Source organism: Sphingobium sp. Ant17 (assembly GCF_000588875.1).
Classification (GTDB): Bacteria; Pseudomonadota; Alphaproteobacteria; order Sphingomonadales; family Sphingomonadaceae; genus Sphingobium.
The window spans coordinates 28,749-45,457 of the sequence record NZ_JEMV01000004.1 but is presented as its reverse complement, the minus strand read 5'-3'; the positions used below and the strand labels follow the sequence as shown (position 1 = coordinate 45,457).

16 protein-coding genes are annotated in these 16,709 nt (G+C 64.5%); 13 read left to right on the top strand and 3 right to left on the bottom strand.

What is annotated here, in order from left to right; all coding sequences use genetic code 11:
- The first annotated feature begins 280 nt into the window (after window positions 1–280).
- The 12 genes from BF95_RS03265 (at window position 281) to BF95_RS03210 (ending at window position 11,625) form a co-directional block, all read left to right on the top strand.
- Window positions 281–949, top strand: a complete 669-nt coding sequence (locus BF95_RS03265) for a haloacid dehalogenase type II (RefSeq protein ID WP_043149407.1) — start codon at window positions 281–283, stop codon at window positions 947–949.
- A 7-nt stretch (window positions 950–956) separates the two neighbouring features.
- Entirely contained in the window at window positions 957–2,246 is a 1,290-nt protein-coding gene (locus tag BF95_RS03260) for an NAD(P)/FAD-dependent oxidoreductase (protein WP_043149326.1), read from the top strand.
- Window positions 2,247–2,379: 133 nt separating this feature from the next.
- On the top strand, window positions 2,380–3,786 hold the full coding sequence (locus BF95_RS03255) for an ABC transporter substrate-binding protein (RefSeq protein WP_235209539.1): 1,407 nt from the start codon (window positions 2,380–2,382) through the stop codon (window positions 3,784–3,786).
- Entirely contained in the window at window positions 3,786–4,766 is a 981-nt protein-coding gene (locus BF95_RS03250) for an ABC transporter permease (protein ID WP_152542536.1), read from the top strand. The genes BF95_RS03255 and BF95_RS03250 overlap by 1 nt, the downstream gene beginning before the upstream one ends.
- The gene (locus BF95_RS03245; RefSeq protein ID WP_043149323.1) at window positions 4,763–5,590 is read left to right on the top strand and encodes an ABC transporter permease; all 828 of its coding nucleotides are present in this window, start codon (window positions 4,763–4,765) and stop codon (window positions 5,588–5,590) included. Before BF95_RS03250 ends, BF95_RS03245 begins: the two co-directional genes overlap by 4 nt.
- Window positions 5,587–7,398 (top strand): ABC transporter ATP-binding protein, encoded by a 1,812-nt coding sequence (locus BF95_RS03240; protein WP_043149321.1) that lies wholly within the window; start codon window positions 5,587–5,589, stop codon window positions 7,396–7,398. The genes BF95_RS03245 and BF95_RS03240 overlap by 4 nt, the downstream gene beginning before the upstream one ends.
- Window positions 7,395–7,700, top strand: coding sequence for a (2Fe-2S)-binding protein (locus BF95_RS03235; RefSeq protein WP_043149319.1), 306 nt, complete (start codon window positions 7,395–7,397; stop codon window positions 7,698–7,700). Before BF95_RS03240 ends, BF95_RS03235 begins: the two co-directional genes overlap by 4 nt.
- On the top strand, window positions 7,682–9,058 hold the full coding sequence (locus BF95_RS03230) for an FAD/NAD(P)-dependent oxidoreductase (RefSeq protein WP_043149317.1): 1,377 nt from the start codon (window positions 7,682–7,684) through the stop codon (window positions 9,056–9,058). Before BF95_RS03235 ends, BF95_RS03230 begins: the two co-directional genes overlap by 19 nt.
- Window positions 9,055–10,188, top strand: a complete 1,134-nt coding sequence (locus BF95_RS03225) for an NAD(P)/FAD-dependent oxidoreductase (protein ID WP_043149316.1) — start codon at window positions 9,055–9,057, stop codon at window positions 10,186–10,188. Before BF95_RS03230 ends, BF95_RS03225 begins: the two co-directional genes overlap by 4 nt.
- Window positions 10,189–10,207: 19 nt before the next feature.
- Complete coding sequence (locus tag BF95_RS26060) at window positions 10,208–10,366, top strand: DUF2256 domain-containing protein (RefSeq protein ID WP_037476832.1); 159 nt, start codon at window positions 10,208–10,210, stop codon at window positions 10,364–10,366.
- A gap of 52 nt (window positions 10,367–10,418) precedes the next feature.
- Window positions 10,419–11,150: an SDR family NAD(P)-dependent oxidoreductase gene (locus tag BF95_RS03215; protein WP_200866868.1), complete on the top strand. Its 732-nt coding sequence runs from the start codon at window positions 10,419–10,421 to the stop codon at window positions 11,148–11,150.
- Window positions 11,151–11,172: 22 nt separating this feature from the next.
- Window positions 11,173–11,625, top strand: a complete 453-nt coding sequence (locus BF95_RS03210) for a DUF3429 domain-containing protein (RefSeq protein WP_235209538.1) — start codon at window positions 11,173–11,175, stop codon at window positions 11,623–11,625.
- Here BF95_RS03210 and BF95_RS03205 read toward each other — a convergent pair.
- Both BF95_RS03205 and folE read right to left on the bottom strand, forming a co-directional pair.
- Window positions 11,622–12,596, bottom strand: a complete 975-nt coding sequence (locus BF95_RS03205) for an NAD(P)/FAD-dependent oxidoreductase (protein ID WP_043149315.1) — start codon at window positions 12,594–12,596, stop codon at window positions 11,622–11,624. The genes BF95_RS03210 and BF95_RS03205 overlap by 4 nt on opposite strands.
- A gap of 4 nt (window positions 12,597–12,600) precedes the next feature.
- A complete protein-coding gene (gene folE / locus BF95_RS03200) occupies window positions 12,601–13,212 on the bottom strand; it encodes a GTP cyclohydrolase I FolE (RefSeq protein WP_043149314.1) in 612 nt (203 codons plus the stop codon).
- Between the two features lie 135 nt (window positions 13,213–13,347).
- Here folE and BF95_RS03195 point away from each other — a divergent pair, with 135 nt between their 5' ends.
- Window positions 13,348–13,935 carry a PAS domain-containing protein gene (locus BF95_RS03195; protein WP_200866867.1) on the top strand — a complete coding sequence of 196 codons (588 nt, stop codon included), beginning with the start codon at window positions 13,348–13,350 and terminating at the stop codon, window positions 13,933–13,935.
- 4 nt (window positions 13,936–13,939) lie between these two features.
- Here BF95_RS03195 and BF95_RS03190 read toward each other — a convergent pair whose 3' ends face one another.
- Complete coding sequence (locus tag BF95_RS03190; RefSeq protein WP_051519828.1) at window positions 13,940–16,696, bottom strand: hybrid sensor histidine kinase/response regulator; 2,757 nt, start codon at window positions 16,694–16,696, stop codon at window positions 13,940–13,942.
- Window positions 16,697–16,709: the final 13 nt, after the last annotated feature.

Below are 16,709 nucleotides of genomic sequence, written 5' to 3'. Positions count from 1 at the left end.
AGCCGATGGAGGGCGAAGTGGCGCGGGGCCGTGGCTATTGAGGGCGCGACATTCCGTGCCGCGCATCGGGCATTTTCGTCGACGGGCTACAGTTTTCCTCGCCCAATTGCGGCGCCATTGCAGGCACGGCAAACTATGCCGAATGGAGCGCGATAAAAGCCCACAATCTGCGTCGGGGCATGTCGAAATGGGGTTCATGTTCCGGTGCAGCCATGTCGTAATGCCTCTGTCACACGGCTGCCACAGCCCCCTGCAAAAGCATGCAAAGGACGATCCGCCGATGCCCAATTTCCGGCCCAAATTTATCAGCTTCGACTGTTATGGCACGCTGACCCGTTTCCGCATGACGGAGATGGCGACCGCTTTCATGGCCGACCGCATCGACGCGGAAAAGCTGCCCGCTTTCTGCAAGGATTGGGGTGCCTATCGCTTCGACCAGGTGATGGGGGCATGGGAACCCTATCAGGAGATCATTCGCAACTCGCTGCGCCGGACCTGCGAAAAATGGGGCGTCGCCTATAACGAAGCGGATGCCGACGCGGTGTACAACGCCGTGCCGACCTGGGGTCCGCATGACGATGTGGCCGGTGGCCTGTCGAAGATCGGCGACAAGATCCCGCTCGTCATCCTCTCCAACGCGATGAACGACCAGATCCATCATAATGTCGGTATGCTGGGTGCGCCCTTCCATGCGGTCTATACCGCGCAGATGGCGCAGGCCTATAAGCCGCGAATGCAGGCGTTCGAATATATGTTCGGTCAGCTGGGTGCTAACCCCGAAGACATGATGCATGTGTCGTCCAGCTTCCGCTACGACCAGAACACCGCCACCGACCTGCATTTTGGCTGCCGCGTGTTCGTGGGGCGCGGCCATGAGCCGTCCAACCCCTTCTATCGCGACGTCGAAATCCCGCATATCGGTTGCCTGCCCGCCGTCGTCGGTCTTTGATCGGCTGATGCGCGCTTCCCCCCTCTCCTACTGGCTCGCCAGCGCGCCGCCCTTTACAGGTGGCGCGGAGGGTGGGGTCGAAGGCAAGGCCGACGTCGCGATTATCGGCGGCGGCTTTACCGGCCTGTCGGCCGCGCTCGCGCTGGCCAAGCGCGGCGCGAACGTGGTGCTGCTGGAAGCGGGGCAAGTCGTGGGCGAAGCGTCCGGGCGCAACGGCGGCCAGTGCAATAATGGCACGGCGCATGACTATGGCGCTTTGTCGGCCAAGTTTGGCAAGCCCGTCGCCAAGGCCTGGTATCGGGCGCATTGCGATGCGGTGGATACGGTCCAGCGACTGGCGCGCGAAGAAGGCATTGATTGCGATTTCGATCGCTGCGGCCGGGTGAAACTGGCGGCCAAGCCCGCCCATTATGACAAGCTGGTGCGGGCGCATGACCTGTTGGCGGCCGAGGTGGACAGTAACGTCCGGCTGGTGCCGCCCGGGCAGATCCGGGATGAAATAGGGTCGGACGCCTTTCATGGCGCGCTGATCCAGACGACCAGCGCGCAATTGCATCCCGCCCGTTTCGGCGTGGGATTGGCGGAAGCGGCGGCGCGGGCCGGCGCGCGCATCTATGAACACGCCGAAGTGACGGGTCTCGATCGCCTGCCGCACGGGTGGCGGGTGACGTCCGCGCGCGGGCGCGGGGCGATCACTGCAAGCCAAGTGCTGGTCGCGACGGGCGGCGCACCTGCCGCTGCGCCCTTCGGTTTCTTCCGGCGGCGGATCATATCGGTCGGCAGTTTCGTGATCGCGACGGAGCCGCTCGACAATGCGACGATCGACCGGCTGCTGCCGGGGCGGCGCAACTATGTGACCAGCAAGAATATCGGCAATTATTTCCGCCTGACCCCCGACAATCGCCTGATCTTTGGCGGGCGGGCGCGCTTTGCGATCAGCGATCCCCGGTCGGACCTGAAAAGCGGGCGCATTCTGGAAGAGACGATGGGCGCACTATTCCCGGCGTTGAAGGGCGTGGGCGTCGATCATGTCTGGGGCGGGATGGTCGACCTGACCGCCGACCGTTTGCCGCGCGCGGGCGAACAGGACGGGCTCTATTATTCCATGGGCTATAGCGGCCATGGCGTGCAGATGGCGACCCATATGGGGCAGCAGATGGCGCGCGTGATGAGCGGCGAGCCGGACGCGAACCCCTGGGCTAATCTGGACTGGCCAAGTGTGCCCGGCCATTTCGGCAAACCCTGGTTCCTGCCGCTGGTGGGGCTATGGTATAAATGGCAGGATGTAATCCGTTGACCGATAGCGTGTCTCCCCTTTCCCGCCGTGGCCTGATGGGTGCGGGTCTTGGCATGGGTGCCGGGCTGCTGCTGCCCGATGGCGCGCTGGCGGCTGGTCGCCCGCGCGGGGTGGCCGCATCCGTGCGGCGGGCATGTCAAGCTCGACCGCCGACACGCTCGATCCGGCCAAAGGCGCGCTGTCGACCGATTATATCCGCCATTATATGTTCTATAGCGGGCTGACCCAGCTCGACGGCCAGCTCAACCCACGCCCTGACCTCGCCGAACGGATCGAGAGCGCGGACCAGATTACTTGGCATATCCGCCTGCGCAAGGGCGTCACCTTTCATGATGGTGCCAGCCTGACCGCGCAGGATGTCGTCTGGTCGTTGCTGCGGCACAAAAACCCGGCAACCGGGTCGAAGATGGCGCAAATCGCCGAGCAGTTTGCGCAGATCAGGGCGACCGGCAAACAGGATCTGGTGATCCGCCTGACCGGCCCCAATGCCGACTTGCCCGCCATCCTTGCCCAGTCGCATTTTGTAATCCTGCGCGCAGGGACAAGCGATTTCCGCACCGCCAACGGCACCGGCCCTTATCTGTGCGCGCAATTCCGCCCCGGCGTCCGCACGCTGGGTCGGCGTAATCCCAATTTCTGGAAACCGGGCAAACCCTATCTCGACGAGATCGAACTGATCGGCATTCCCGACGAGACGAGCCGGGTCAATGCGCTGCTGTCCGGCGATGTTCACCTGATCCTAGCGGTCAATCCGCGATCGACCAAGCGCATCATGGCATCGCCCGGCCATGCGTTGATGGAGACGCAATCGGGCCTGCACACCAACCTGATCATGCGGCAGGATCGCTTGCCGACCGGCAACCGGCATTTCGTCGCGACGATGAAATATCTGTTCGATCGGCCTCTGATCAAGCGCGCGCTGTATCGCGGCTATGCGACCATCGGCAATGACCATCCGATCCCGCCCTTCCACCCCTATTATCGCGCCGACCTGCCGCAGCGCGCGCTCGACCTGGACAAGGCGCGCTGGCATTTGCAGCGGTCGGGGCTGGATGGCGTGCGGCTGCCCATTTATGCCTCGCCCGCTGCGGACGGATCGGTCGATATGGCCTCGATCCTGCAGGAATATGGATCGCGCATTGGCCTCAAGCTCGCGGTCAATCGTGTGCCGGCCGATGGCTATTGGTCGACCCATTGGATGAAGCATCCGCTAGGCTTCGGCAACACCAACCCGCGCCCGACCGCCGACCTGCTGTTCAGCCTGTTCTACAAATCCGATGCCGCATGGAATGAAAGCGGATGGAAAAATCCGCATTTCGACCGGCTGCTGCTGGAGGCGCGCGGCGAGGCCGACCAGGCGAAGCGTAAACAGCTTTATGGCGAGATGCAGGGGCTGGTCCGCGACCATTGCGGCGTCGGCATCCCGGTATTCATCAACCTGATCGACGGCCATGACCGGCGGTTGAAGGGCATGTTCCCGATCGCGATGGGCGGCATGATGGGCTATCAATTCGCCGAACATGTGTGGTGGGAAGGCTGATGGCAGGCGCGTCCTCCCAAAGTGGTATGACAGCCGCGCTGATCCTGATCGGCAAGCGTTTTGCGTCGTCGCTGCTGACGCTGCTAATGGTGTCGGTCACGATCTTCATTATCGCGCAATTGCTGCCCGGCGATGCCGCGCAGGAGGCGCTGGGGCAGAGCGCCACGGCGGATCAGGTCGCGGCGCTGCGCCATGAAATGGGTCTCGATCGCCCCGCCCATGTCCGTTATGTGAGCTGGCTGACCGGCATGGTCAGCGGCGATCCCGGCCAATCGATGGTCGCCAATATGCCTGTGGCGGAGGTGATTTCCACCCGCCTGCCCAATAGTCTGCTGCTTGCGGCGCTGACCGCACTGGTCGCCATTCCGGTGGCGCTGTCGATCGGCATCGGGTCCGCCATGAACCGGGGCGGACGGATCGACCGGGCGCTCAATATCGTCACGCTGTCGATGGTCGCGGTGCCCGAATTTCTGGTGGCGACGATCGCCGTCCTCATCTTTTCGGTGAAGCTGCGCTGGTTGCCCTCAATCGCAATGGCATCGAGCGACATGGGCTGGGGCGACTATCTGCGCGGCGTTGCCATGCCGATCCTGACTTTGTGCGTGATCGTCGTGGCGCAAATGGCGCGCATGACCCGTGCGGCGGTGATCGACCAGATGGACCGGCCCTATGTCGAGATGGCGGTGTTGAAAGGCGTGACGCCGGTGCGGGTCGTGCTGAAACATATCATGCCCAATGCCATCGCCCCGATCGTCAACGCCATGGCGCTCAGCCTCTCTTATCTGCTCGGCGGAGCGGTGATCGTGGAAACCATCTTCAACTATCCGGGCCTCGCCAGCCTGATGGTCAACGCCGTCACCAGCCGCGACATGCCGTTGTTGCAGGCCTGCGCGATGATTTTCTGCACCGCCTATCTCATCCTGATGCTGATCGCGGACGTCACCGCGATCCTCGCCAACCCCAGGCTGCGCGCGCAATGATCGCTTCTGTTCTCAAACGGGCGAAAGCCCTGCCGCTGTCGGGCAAGATCGGTTTAGCGCTGGTCATCTTCTGGTTGGCTGTCGCACTGTTCGGGCCGATGCTGGCGCCTTATCCGATCGGGGCTTTCGTCGCCTATGATGTGTTCGACGGGCAATCGGCGGCGCATTGGCTGGGGAGTGACTATCTCGGCCGCGATGTGCTGAGCCGCCTGCTGTCGGGCGCGCGCTATACGGTGGGCCTCGCGGCGGCGGCGGCTTTGCTCGCGAGCAGCACCGGCACGGCACTGGCGCTGACGGCGGCGGTCGGTGGCGCGAAAGTCGACGAACCGTTGTCGCGTTTCATGGACATGCTGATCTCCATCCCGTCCAAAATCTTCTCACTGGTGCTGGTCGCGGCGTTCGGATCGTCGCTGGGGCTGTTGTTGCTGATCGCGGCCTTTACCTATGTGCCCGGCAATTACCGCATCGCCCGCGCGCTGGCGGTCAATCTGGCGCAGATGGATTATGTGCAGGTCGCCAAGGCGCGGGGCGAAGGGCGGTTCCATATCGCCATCGCGGAAATATTGCCCAATATGATCCATCCGCTGCTGGCCGACTTCGGTCTGCGCTTCGTCTTCATCGTCCTGCTGCTGTCGGGCCTGTCCTTCCTCGGCCTTGGCGTGCAGCCGCCCGATGCGGATCTGGGGTCGCTGGTGCGCGAGAATATTTCGGGATTGGGCGAAGGGGCGCTCGCCATCCTGGCTCCGGCGCTGGCTATTGCGACTCTGACCGTTGGCGTGAACCTGCTGATCGATGCGCTGCCGGGACAGGGGAAAGGCCGATGAGCGAACTGGCACCCCATGTCGAAGTGCGGGGCCTGACCGTCACCGCGCGCAATGCGGCGGGGGAGATTTTCCCGATAGTCAGCGATATCGACTTTGCGTTGAAGCGCGGTGAAGTGCTGGCGCTGATCGGGGAGTCGGGGTCGGGCAAGACAACCATCGCGCTGACGTTGTTGGGCCATGCCCGGCCCGGCGCGCGGATTGCGGGCGGGTCGATCCGCGTCGGCGATGTCGATCTCACCAAGCTGGATCGCAGCGCACTGGCGCAGCTGCGCGGCAATCGCATCGCCTATATCGCGCAGTCCGCGGCGGCGGCGTTCAACCCGTCGCGCACGATCATGGAGCAGGTGATCGAGCCTGCGCTGATCCACGGCCTGATGCCGCGCAGCGAGGCCGAGGCGAAGGCGGTCGACCTGTTCCGGGGCCTCGCCCTGCCCTTCCCCGACACGATCGGGTCGCGCTATCCGCATCAATTGTCGGGCGGGCAGTTGCAGCGGTTGATGGCGGCGATGGCGCTGATCACCGATCCTGAACTGGTGATATTGGACGAGCCCACGACGGCGCTGGACGTCACGACCCAGATCGAAGTGCTGCGCGCCTTCAAGGCGGTGGTGCTGGAGCGCGGCGCGACGGCCATCTATGTGTCGCACGATCTGGCCGTGGTGGCGCAGATGGCTGACCAGATCGTCGTGCTGAGCCAAGGCCGCATACAGGAGGCCGGCGCGGCGGCGCAGATACTCCATGCCCCGGCGGATGAGTATACCAAGACGCTGATGGCCGCCGCGCGTCCGGCCATCCGCCCGGCCCCGGTAAAGGCGGCACTGCCCGCCGCGCCGCTGCTGGAAATCAAAGGACTGACCGCGGGCTATGGCAAGATCGACAAGGAGGGTCGGCCGCGCATTCCGGTATTGCGCGACATCAACCTGACGATCGAACGCGGCGCGACTTTGGGCGTGATTGGCGAGAGCGGGTCGGGCAAATCGACCATTGCGCGGGTGATCGCCGGGCTGCTGCCGCCCGCCAGCGGGCAGGTGCTGCTGGATGGCGAGCCATTGCCGCCGGGCCTGAAAGGGCGCAGCCGCGAGCAATTTCGGCGGGTCCAGCTGGTGTTCCAGAATGCCGATACGGCGCTCAATCCGGCGCATAGCGTCGGGCGCATCTTGGCGCGACCGTTGGCTTTTTATCATGGACTGAAGGGCAATGCCGCGCATTTGCGGGTGCTGGAACTGCTCGACCTCATCCGCCTGCCCGCGACGTTGATCGACCGGCCGATCGGTGGCCTGTCAGGCGGGCAGAAGCAGCGCATCAATCTGGCGCGCGCGCTGGCGGCTGACCCGCAGCTGATCCTGTGCGACGAAGTGACGTCCGCGCTCGATACGGTGGTGGGTGCCGCGATTTTGGAGCTGATGGCGGAGTTGCGCCGGGAACTCGGCATCGCAACGATGTTCATCAGCCACGATATTTCGACGGTACGGGCCATCTGCGACGACATTCTGGTGCTTTATGCGGGCACGATGGTCGAGACGGGGCCGCGCGCGGCGTTCGGGACGGCGCCTTTCCATCCCTATACCGACCTGCTGATCGGTTCCGTGCCGGAAATGCGCGCGGGCTGGCTGGAGGAAAGCCATGCGGGTGCCGCGCCGCCGCCGATCGGCGCGTCAAGCGATCTTCCTGATCTGTGCCGTTTTCTGCCGCGCTGCGCCGCGCGGGTGGATGGCCTGTGCAACACGACCCCGCCGCCCCGCCATCCGCTGGCCAAGGGCAGCCGCATCCTATGCCATCATGGAGATGAAAGTTTGATCCCGTCATGAGCCGTTTCGTTCGCTTGGGCGAAACCGACCGCCCCGGCCTGACCGTGCATGTCGATGGTGCGCCGGTTACCGCGCTGGAGGGAGACACGCTGATGGTCGCGCTGCTGAGCCAGGGCGCGGCCTTGCGCCAGTCCGAATTCGGGCCAGAGAAGCGTGCCGGATTCTGCCTGATGGGCGCATGTCAGGATTGCTGGGTATGGACCGAGAGCGGCGACCGCTTGCGCGCCTGTTCGACGCTGGCGGCACCGGGCCAGCGCATCCTCACCAGCCAGCCGGAGGCGACATGGCCGAACCACGCATAATCATCGTCGGTGCCGGGCCAGCGGGCACCCGCGCGGCGGAGGCCTGTGTGCAGGCGGGCATCCGGCCGGTCGTGCTGGATGAGGGACGGCGCGATGGCGGGCAGATTTATCGCCGCCAGCCCGACAATTTCACCCGCCCCTATGCCAAACTCTACGGCACCGAAGCGCCGCGGGCGCAGGCGCTGCACGAGACGTTCGACGGGTTGAAGGACCGCATCGATTATCGTGCCGAGACCCTGGTGTGGAACATCGCCGATGGCCATGTGCGGACAGCGACCCGGACAATGGAATCGGCTTTGCCCTTCGATGCGCTGCTGCTTTGCACCGGAGCGACCGATCGGTTGATGCCGGTCAAGGGCTGGCAGTTTGCAGGAAGCTATAGCCTCGGCGGGGCGCAAGTGGCGCTCAAGAGCCAGGCGGTGTCGATCGGCCATAAGGTCGTGTTCATGGGGTCGGGCCCGCTGCTCTATCTGGTCGCGAGCCAATATGTGCAGGCGGGGGCCGATGTCGTCGCGGTGCTGGATACAGCAGCCTATAGCGCGCGGATCAAGGCCTTGCCCGACCTGCTGGCGGTGCCGTCGGTATTGTGGAACGGCGTGGCGCTGACGTTGGCGTTGAAGCGTGCGGGGGTGATGGTCCGCAATAGCGTCAAGCCTTTGGAAATATTGGGCAACGCGGAGGATGGCGTCAGCGGCATCCGCTTCCGGGTTGGCGATGGGGCCGAACAGACGATCGCTTGCGATGCCGTGGCGATGGGGCATCATCTGCGGCCCGAAACTCAGTTGGCGGATTTGGCGCTTTGCGCCTTCGCCTTTGATCCCGTCACTCGCCAATGGTTGCCAGAGCGCGACGGCGACGGGCGGTCGAGCGTGGCGGGCGTCTATCTGGCGGGCGATGGCGCGAAGATATTGGGCGCGCGATCAGCTGAAGCGAGCGGGCGGCTGACGGCGCTGGCCGCGTTGAGCGATCTGGGCATGCCGGTGGACAAGGGCGAGATGGCGTCGCTGCGCGGCGATGTCGGCACCTATGCCAAATTCGCGCGCGGGCTGGCCACCGCCTTCCCCTGGCCCGCAGAGCAAGCGGGCACGCTGCCCGACGAGGCGATATTGTGCCGGTGTGAGGGCGTGACCGCGGGCGATCTGCGCGCCGTGATGCAGGAGACAGGGGCGAAGGAAGCGAACCGGGCCAAGGCGTTCAGCCGGGTCGGCATGGGGCGCTGCCAAGGGCGTTATTGCGGGCTTGTCGCAGCCGAACTGATCGCGGCGCAGGCGGACATTCCGGTCGAACAGGTCGGTCGGCTGCGCGGGCAGGCACCGGTCAAGCCGCTCAATATCAGCATCGGAGACACGGACGCATGAGCGCCGCCAGCGACGTCATCATCGTAGGCGGCGGCCTGATGGGGTCGTCCGCCGCCCTGTTCCTGCGCGGCCATGGCCTGTCGGTCACGCTGTTGGAGACCGACCTGATCGGGCGGCAGGCGAGCGGCACCAATTTTGGCAATGTCCGGCGGCAGGGACGCCCGATCCACCAATTGCCGCTGGCCAACCGCGCCATCGATATATGGCGGCGGTCACGCGAATTGCTGGGCGCGGACGTGGAATATCTTCAGTCCGGGCATATCCGCGTCTGTTATCGCGAGCGGCCTGAATTGGTCGGGGCGATGGAGGATTATGCCGACAAGGCGCGCGCCGAGGGGCTGGACCTTGAACTGCTCAGCGGCAATGCGCTGCGCGACAAATTTCCCTTTTTCGGGGCCGATGTTCTGGCCGGTTCCTATTCGGCGACCGACGGCCATGCCAATCCGCGCCTCGCCGCGCCTGCCTTTGCACGGGCGGCCGAGCGGCTGGGCGCGGTGATCCATGAGCATACGAAAATCGTGGACGCGCAGAAGATCGGCGAGGATTTCGTGGTCAGTGCGGCGGACGGGCGGACATTCCGCGCGCCCATATTGTTGGTGACGGCGGGCGCCTGGGGCGATGCGCTGTCATCGCAATTTGGCGAGCCGGTGCCGATCGTGCCGCGCGGCCCCAATATGAGCGTTACCGAGCCGGTGCCCTATGCCATCCTGCCAGCGGTGGGCGTGATGACGCCGGTGGAAGAAGAGACGGTCTATTTCCGCCAGGTCGCGCGCGGCAATATCATCCTGGGCGGCAGTACGCGTGGGCCATCCTTTCCCGACCAATATCGCGCCTATGTCGAGCCGCAAAATACGGTCAGCCAGTTGAAGCATATCCGGCGGCTCGCCCCGGCGCTGGGCAAGCTCAACATCATCCGGGTCTGGTCGGGCATCGAGGGCTATCTGCCCGACAGCCAGCCGGTCATGGGGCCAAGCGCGACGACGAGCGGGCTTTATTATGCGTTCGGTTTTTCGGGGTCGGGCTTTCAGATCGGGCCGGGCGTGGGTGAGACGATGGCGGAGATCATCGCCAAGGGCGCGACCGACATTCCGATCGCACCCTACACCATTGGCCGCTTCGCGAGCGTCTGATTTGCGCTAAGGTCCGCTGATGACGGACAAGCGCTATACCAAATCGACCCTGCCGGAGAAAATCTGCGCGGCGTGCGGGCGGCCCTTTGCCTGGCGCAAGAAATGGGCGCGCGATTGGGACGAGGTGAAGACCTGTTCGGAGCGGTGCAAGGGTGACTTGCGGCGCAAGAGCCGATGATGCCCGATCGGTCATATGGCGTGTGCGCTCTGCGCCTCGCAAGGCCATTAGTATGATGAATACCTCCCCTCCCCCGGTTGCCGCCTGCATATTCGGCGCGAGCGGCGGCATCGGCGCAGCGTTGGCGGCGCAACTCGCGGCGAGCGACGCGATTTCGCTGGTCCATGCGGGTGGGCGCGGCCAGCTGGCGCAGGGTGCAAAGATACGGCCCTTTACGTTCGACCTGGAGGATGAAGCCTCGATCGCAGCGGCGGCGCGGGCGATGGACGATGCCCCGCCCCGGATCGTCATCGTCGCGACCGGTCTGTTGCATGGGGAAGATCTGCGGCCCGAAAAATCGCTGCGTGACCAGAGCGCAGAGGCTTATGCGCGGTTGTTCGCGATCAATGCCACCGGCCCGGCGTTGATCGCCAAACATATGCTGCTGCGGCCGCCGCGTCAGGGCCGGCTGGTCTTTGCCGCATTGTCGGCGCGGGTCGGGTCGATCAGCGACAATCGGCTGGGCGGATGGCACGCCTATCGCGCGTCGAAGGCCGCGCTCAACATGATCGTCCGCAACATCGCGATCGAACTGGTGCGGATCAACCCGGAGGCCATTGCCGTCACGCTGCATCCGGGCACGGTGGATAGCGGATTGTCACAACCTTTTCAGCGCAATGTCGCGCCGGAGAAGCTGTTTCCGCCGGAGCTATCGGCCCGGCACTTGCTGTCGGTGATCGACGGGCTGGGACCGGAGGCGTCGGGCCAATGCTATGGCTGGGATGGCGCGGTCATTCCGTTCTGACAGGTCGAGAGGAAGACGGCGAATGCGTGAGGCAAAGGACATGATGGATGGGTCCGCCCGGCTGCTCGGTTATAGCGGGCTTTTGCCGCAGATTGCCGCCATCGGCACCATGCTGACAGGCGGGCCGGAGCTATACTGGACAGCGATGGCGGTGGCCTATGGCTATGCGCCTCATCTTTTCGTTTCTGGGCGGCGTGTGGTGGGGGTTGGGCCTGGCGATCGCGCTGCCGCCGCGCTGGATGTTCATGCGGCGGTTATGCCCAGCCTGATCGCGCTCGCCACCTATCTGCCCTGGGTGCTGGGGTGGGACTGGCCGCGACCGTCGTTGTTTATTTTGGCGGTGGCGCTGATCGTCTCGCCTCTGGTTGATCGCCTGATCGTGCGCGGGCGGGAAGGCTTTGGCGGCTGGCTGCAACTGCGCTGGCATCTGTCGCTCGGACTGGGCGGGCTGACGCTGTTGGCGGGGCTGCTTTAGCCGCGCCGGGCGATCCCCATTGCGCCCTCATCCTGCGCCAGGCTCAGCATTTCCCCGGCCAGCGCCCTGCCCGACTGCCAGGCCTGTTCGACAAAGCCATGCGCCAGCCAGTCGCCGCACATGCCGATTTGCAACGCAGGGTTCCATAGCGCATTGGCGAAACAGCCCGAAGGCGTCGCATAGCGCCAGCGATGCGCCATGCGGACCACCGGCGTCGGCAGGGTGAGGCCGGTGGCATGGGCTAGGCCGTCGAGCAGCAGGGTGGCAATCCGGTCGGCATCTTCCTCCAGATGCGTCGCAGACCAGTCCGCTGACCCCTGCACCACCCAGGCTTCCGGCCCGGTCCGGCCCGGCTTTGCGCTGTTGCGGACCGCCCAGCCGATCGGCCCGATATGGCGGATCATGTCGGGGCCGATGTCGAGCGGTTCGGCAAAGGCGAACATCCCCGCCCAGCACGGTTGCGAGCCGACCGTCATGGCGAGCCGGGCCATCTGAAAATCATGGAGCGATATGAGCGGCAGCGCCTGTTCGACCGGCACGGCGATGACCACCGCGTCGAACGGGCCAAAGCTTCTGTCCTGAACCCGGCACCACCAATGACGGCCATCATGGGTGACGCCCGCAATCGGGCAGTTCCAAGTGACGGGATGCCGTTCGGCCATCGCCTTGATCGGCGCATTCATGCCCGGCGTGCCGACCCAGGCATCGCGCCCGGCGACGGGCCAGGGCGCGACGACGCCTTGCGCCTGCCATTCGCTCACCAATTGGCGGAACGCCACGCCGCGCGCGGTGAAGTGCGAGGCGCCATGGTCGAAGGCGATGGTGCCGAGCGGGCTGTCGCAGCGGCGGGTGGACATGCGCCCACCCGGCCCGCGCGCCTTGTCGAACAGGGCGGGCTCATGGCCTTCTTCCCGCAAGGCATCGGCGCAGGATAGCCCCGCCATGCCCGCACCGATTACTGCGACCCGCATCAGTTCAATATCCCATCAGCGCCAGCAATTCCTTGCGGCTGCCGGCATCGGTGAGGAAACAGCCGAGAAGGCGGCTCGTTACCATGGAGACGCCCGGCGTCCGCACGCCACGCCCGGTCATGCAGCCATGCTGGGCCTCTATCACCACCGCAACGCCATAGGGTTGCAGATGATCCCAGATGCACTGGGCGACATCGGCGGTCAGCCGTTCCTGCACCTGCAGGCGGCGAGCATAGCCATGCAGCACGCGGGCGAGTTTCGATATGCCCACGACCCGGTTGCGCGGCAGATAGGCGATGGACGCCTTACCGGTGATGGGGGCCAGATGATGTTCGCAGTGCGAATGGAAGGGAATGTCCTTGAGCAGCACGATTTCGTCATAGCCGCCGACATCCTCGAACGTCCGGTCGAGGTGCAGGGCGGGATTTTCCTGATAGCCGCTGCAATATTCCTGCCAGGCGCGGGCGACCCGCTTTGGGGTATCGACCAGGCCTTCGCGGTCCGGGTCGTCGCCCGACCAGCGCAACAGGGTACGGACCGCATCCAGCACCGCATCGGGGATGATTTGCGTGTCGGACTCGTCAAACGCGTCATGATCATGCAACATGAAGTTCATCGGGCACCCCTCGATCCGTCATTGCCACGACCTTCGTGCCGCTGCGTCTGGTTAACAATGCCGCTAAGGGGGGTTGTGCCACAACATGTCCAACCGGGCATGGTGCATCAGCCGTTTACGGGATTAAGATTACGCATGTCCTTAGTAGAAATGATCGCCAACAGTCCGGTCGCGACAGTCATCAGCAATCCGCGCCTGCCCGACAATCCCATCATCGAATGCAATGCGGCATTTATGGAACTTACAGGTTTCAGCCGCGATGAAATAGTTGGGCATAATTGCCGCTTTCTGTCAGGCGCGGACACGGAACCCTGGCTGACCGAAACATTGCGCACGGCGATCCGCCAGCAACGGCCCGCGCTGGTGGAAATATTGAATTACAAGAAGAACGGCACGCCGTTTCGCAATGCCGTGCTGGTCGCGCCGATCTTCGACGAAGAAGGGGTGCTGGAATATTTTCTGGGGTCGCAGGTCGAGGTGATGGACCCGCAGATCGGCATCGTCGCCCGCCGCGCCCAGGCCCATGCGCAGATTTCGCGCCTGTCCGTGCGGCAGCGCGAAGTGCTGATGCTGATGGCGACGGGCAAGCTCAACAAGCAGATCGCCTATGCGCTCACCCTGTCGGAGCGGACGGTCAAGATGCACAAGGCCGCGCTGCTCAAGGCGCTGGGCGTGTCGACCAGCGCCGACGCCATCCGCCTGGCGGTGGAAGCAGGCTACTGAGCGGTCAGTCCTTCTCCACCTCCCGCATCGGTTGGGGTGCTGGCGGGATCAGCGCTTCGGGATCGGGACGCACGCCCTGCGCGTGCATGGCGGCCTGAACAGCCTCGATCAGTTGGACGGCGTCATAGGGTTTGTTGAGAACCATATCGCCGGGCAGGGCGTCGCGCGCGGCGAGTTGCCCGTCGCCGGTGGCAAAGAGAATGGCGATCGTGCCGCGTTGAGCGCGGGCCGCTTCGGCGAGCGCCACACCCGACGCGCCGGGCAGATGCAGGTCGGTCACCAGCACGTCCACCGGCGCGGTCTGCAAGGCCATCATCGCGTCTTCGGTGCTGCCAGCCTCGATTACCAGGCATCCGGCATTTTTGAGGATTTCGGCGGCATGTTGGCGGATCAAAGCGTCGTCATCGACCAGTAGCACCGTCGCGCCGATCCGTGCCGCGGGGGTGTCGCTGGCCTGCTGCGCGATGGCGTTGCGCTGCCGCTGATTATCGAGGACGTGCCGCAGGCGCCGCGCCAGCGCTTCGCGGGTATAGGGTTTGGAGAGCAGTTCGACCCCGGCGTCCAGCTTGCCGCCATGGACGATGGAATTTTCGGTATAGCCCGATGTGAAGAGGACGGCGAGATTGGGCAGCCGTTCGCGCGCCTTGCGCGCGAGTTCCGGGCTTTTGAGCGGGCCGGGCATCACGACATCGGTGAACAATATGTCGATCGGCATACCGCTTTCGATGACGATCAGACCTGCCGCCGCGTCCGGTGCCTTGAGGACATTATAGCCAAGGTCGGTCAGCACTTCGACCACGGTCGCGCGGACTTCCTCGTCATCCTCGACCACCAGCACGGTTTCGGTGCCGCCGCTGATCGGCCCGCTGTCCATCTGGACCTCGGCATCTTCGCTTTCGATCGAGCGCGGCAGATAGAGGCGGACGGTCGTGCCTTCGCCCACTTCGGAATAGATTTTTACATGGCCGCCGGACTGTTTGACGAAGCCATAGACCATGGAGAGGCCAAGGCCCGACCCCTTGCCTTCGCCCTTGGTCGAGAAGAAAGGTTCGAACACCTTGGCGAGAATGTCGGCGTCCATGCCGGAGCCGGTGTCCGATACCGCGAGCATGACATATTGGCCGGGCGTCACTTCATCATGCACGCGGGCATAGTCGGCGTCGAGATGGGCATTGCCAAGTTCAATGGTCAGGCAACCCTGACCGTCCATCGCGTCGCGCGCGTTGATGGCGAGGTTCAGCAGCGCATTTTCGAACTGGGCCGGATCGATAAAGGTGTTCCACAAGCCGCCGCCCACGACGGTTTCGATTTCCACGCCCTCGCCGATCGCCCGGCGCAGCATATCGTCCATCCCGCGCACGAAACGGGTCGCATTGACGACGCGCGGTTCGAGCGCCTGCCGCCGCCCGAAGGCGAGCAATTGGCTGGCGAGTTTGGCGCCGCGCGAGACGCCGGCCATCGCATTGTTGACCCGCTTTTCGACGCGCGGATTGTCCGCCACATCCTTGGCCAGCAATTGCAGATTGCCGGATATGATCTGCAGCAGATTGTTGAAGTCATGGGCGACGCCACCGGTCAGCTTGCCGATCGTCTCCATCTTCTGCGCCTGGGCGAGCTTGGCTTCCGTCCGCCGCCGTTCATCGATTTCCGCGATCACGCGCGCTTCGAGCGTTTCGTTGAGCTGGCGCAGCTGATCTTCGGCACGTTCGCGATGGCGCACCTGCCGCGCCAGCATGTCGGCCTGTTCGCGCAAGGCGGCTTCGGCTGCGCGCTGGTGGGTAATGTCAGTGTGGACGCCGACCCATTCCATGATCTCGCCCGCGTCGCTGAGGATCGGCAGGGCGCGGATGGCGCAGACGCGCCACATGCCGTCATGGCGGCGCACGCGGTGTTCATGGACATACATGCGCTTGGCAGCGACCGCTTCGTTCCAGCTGCGAATGCTGTCGGCCTGATCGTCGGGATGGACCGCATTGGCCCAGCCAAAATCCTGATACTCGTCATAGGATTGGCCGGTGAGCGCCGCCCAGCCGGGCTGTTCGCCGACCATCCGCCCATCGGCGCTGTTGCTCCACAATACGCCATGCACCGCCTCCATCGCCATGCGGAAGCGGCTGTTGCTGAGCGACAGGTCGGCTTCGAACTTGGCGCGGACGCTATTGTCGATACAGGTACACATCACCCCGCCGACCGTGCCGTCCCCGTTGAAGACAGGCGTGTAGAACAAGTCTAAAATGACGGTTTGCGACACGCCGCCGCGGTTGAGGACCAAGGGCTGTTCCAGATAGGACAGGTTTTCGCCTTTAAGCCCTGCTTCCAGCACCCGCTGGTTAAAGTCCCAGATTTCCGGCCAGACGCCGCGCACCGTCCCGCCCAGCGCGGCCGGGTGGTTCGCGCCCGCGATCTGGGCATAGGCGTCATTATAGAGCATGACATGGTCCGGTCCCCACATCAGCACCTTGGCCACCGGAGAATTGACGATATTGCCGACTGTCGCGCGCAATTCGACCGACCATGTCGCAATCGCCCCCAGCGCGGTCGAAGACCAGTCGAAGCGGCGGACGATATCGCCACATTCGCCACCGCCAAAGGGCCAGCCGGGCAGAACCGGATGGGCCGCCTGTGCGCCATCGCGCAATGCCTGCAACCCGGCGATCAGCATCGCGTCGGCATCGGCATAGACGCCACTGTCGATCTGCTGGGCGATGAAGCCGTCCCATTCGGGCTTCAGGGCGATGCTGCGAGTCTGGCGAATGGTCATCGTCCGGCGCTGC

What these genes read in the sequence shown, in the direction of transcription:
- BF95_RS03265 (WP_043149407.1), top strand. Translation starts at nt 281, where the DNA reads ATGCCCAATTTCCGGCCCAAATTTATCAGCTTCGACTGTTATGGCACG.
- BF95_RS03260 (WP_043149326.1), top strand. Translation starts at nt 957, where the DNA reads ATGCGCGCTTCCCCCCTCTCCTACTGGCTCGCCAGCGCGCCGCCCTTT.
- BF95_RS03255 (WP_235209539.1), top strand. Translation starts at nt 2,380, where the DNA reads ATGTCAAGCTCGACCGCCGACACGCTCGATCCGGCCAAAGGCGCGCTG.
- BF95_RS03250 (WP_152542536.1), top strand. Translation starts at nt 3,786, where the DNA reads ATGGCAGGCGCGTCCTCCCAAAGTGGTATGACAGCCGCGCTGATCCTG.
- BF95_RS03245 (WP_043149323.1), top strand. Translation starts at nt 4,763, where the DNA reads ATGATCGCTTCTGTTCTCAAACGGGCGAAAGCCCTGCCGCTGTCGGGC.
- BF95_RS03240 (WP_043149321.1), top strand. Translation starts at nt 5,587, where the DNA reads ATGAGCGAACTGGCACCCCATGTCGAAGTGCGGGGCCTGACCGTCACC.
- BF95_RS03235 (WP_043149319.1), top strand. Translation starts at nt 7,395, where the DNA reads ATGAGCCGTTTCGTTCGCTTGGGCGAAACCGACCGCCCCGGCCTGACC.
- BF95_RS03230 (WP_043149317.1), top strand. Translation starts at nt 7,682, where the DNA reads ATGGCCGAACCACGCATAATCATCGTCGGTGCCGGGCCAGCGGGCACC.
- BF95_RS03225 (WP_043149316.1), top strand. Translation starts at nt 9,055, where the DNA reads ATGAGCGCCGCCAGCGACGTCATCATCGTAGGCGGCGGCCTGATGGGG.
- BF95_RS26060 (WP_037476832.1), top strand. Translation starts at nt 10,208, where the DNA reads ATGACGGACAAGCGCTATACCAAATCGACCCTGCCGGAGAAAATCTGC.
- BF95_RS03215 (WP_200866868.1), top strand. Translation starts at nt 10,419, where the DNA reads ATGATGAATACCTCCCCTCCCCCGGTTGCCGCCTGCATATTCGGCGCG.
- BF95_RS03210 (WP_235209538.1), top strand. Translation starts at nt 11,173, where the DNA reads ATGCGTGAGGCAAAGGACATGATGGATGGGTCCGCCCGGCTGCTCGGT.
- BF95_RS03205 (WP_043149315.1), bottom strand. Translation starts at nt 12,596, where the DNA reads ATGCGGGTCGCAGTAATCGGTGCGGGCATGGCGGGGCTATCCTGCGCC.
- folE (WP_043149314.1), bottom strand. Translation starts at nt 13,212, where the DNA reads ATGAACTTCATGTTGCATGATCATGACGCGTTTGACGAGTCCGACACG.
- BF95_RS03195 (WP_200866867.1), top strand. Translation starts at nt 13,348, where the DNA reads ATGTCCTTAGTAGAAATGATCGCCAACAGTCCGGTCGCGACAGTCATC.
- BF95_RS03190 (WP_051519828.1), bottom strand. Translation starts at nt 16,696, where the DNA reads ATGACCATTCGCCAGACTCGCAGCATCGCCCTGAAGCCCGAATGGGAC.